This is a genomic window from Rhodococcus maanshanensis NBRC 100610 (assembly GCF_001894865.1).
Classification (GTDB): Bacteria; Actinomycetota; Actinomycetes; order Mycobacteriales; family Mycobacteriaceae; genus Rhodococcus_G; species Rhodococcus_G maanshanensis.
This window is the reverse complement of the sequence record NZ_BCXA01000093.1, coordinates 1-617: the sequence shown is the minus strand read 5'-3', so window position 1 is coordinate 617 and position 617 is coordinate 1. Positions and strand designations below refer to the sequence as shown.

The 617-nt window shown below is 64.5% G+C and carries 1 protein-coding gene and 1 pseudogene; both read right to left on the bottom strand.

The window, feature by feature from the left end; all coding sequences use genetic code 11:
- Positions 1–66: 66 nt before the first annotated feature.
- Positions 67–402: a helix-turn-helix domain-containing protein gene (locus RM1_RS26530; RefSeq protein ID WP_169922375.1), complete on the bottom strand. Its 336-nt coding sequence runs from the start codon at positions 400–402 to the stop codon at positions 67–69.
- A 24-nt stretch (positions 403–426) separates the two neighbouring features.
- Positions 427–564 (bottom strand): annotated as a pseudogene (locus RM1_RS27290) (helix-turn-helix domain-containing protein); the annotation flags it as partial.
- Between the last annotated feature and the right edge of the window lie 53 nt (positions 565–617).

The window sequence follows — 617 nt, the reverse complement described above, 5'->3', positions numbered from 1 at the left end:
GCCCGGCAATCTCTAGCAGCACGTCCAGCCGGTATTCAGCCTTGAGGGAGACGACGGCGCGGACCTTCACGGCCGTTCCTGCGCCCTCAAGGCTCGCAATTTTCCCAGGTAGGCGACCTCAGCCCGCAACCGCTCGTTCTCCGCGCGAAGTCGCTTCAGCTCGCTCGACTCGCTCGCCTCGCTCGGCTCGGATGTGGCGGGTCCCGGCGGGCGACCTGCCCGCTTCGGGCGCAAGCCTTCCTCGCCCTCGTTACGGTAGGCCCGAGCCCACGTTTCGATCAGTTTCGGCGAGGACAAGTCGAACTCCCGGGCGAGCGTGACCTTCGTTTCGCCGGCCAGGAAACGCTGCACCACATCAAGTTTGAACTCGAATGAGAATGAACGCTTGCCCGGTTTGGTCACCAACGCTCCTCTGCCGCGAACCCGCCACCTGTCGTACAAGCGATCGACGGCCGAGCGGCTCGCATCCAACTTCGTCGCGACCGCGCGTCGGCCCGCACCTGCCTCGAACAACGCTACCGCCGCGACCCGCTGATCCTCAGACAGTGAACTTCGCGCACTCACAAAACTGCTCCCCGGGAGTCGGAACTGAATTTCTCAGTCCAACTCCCGGGGAG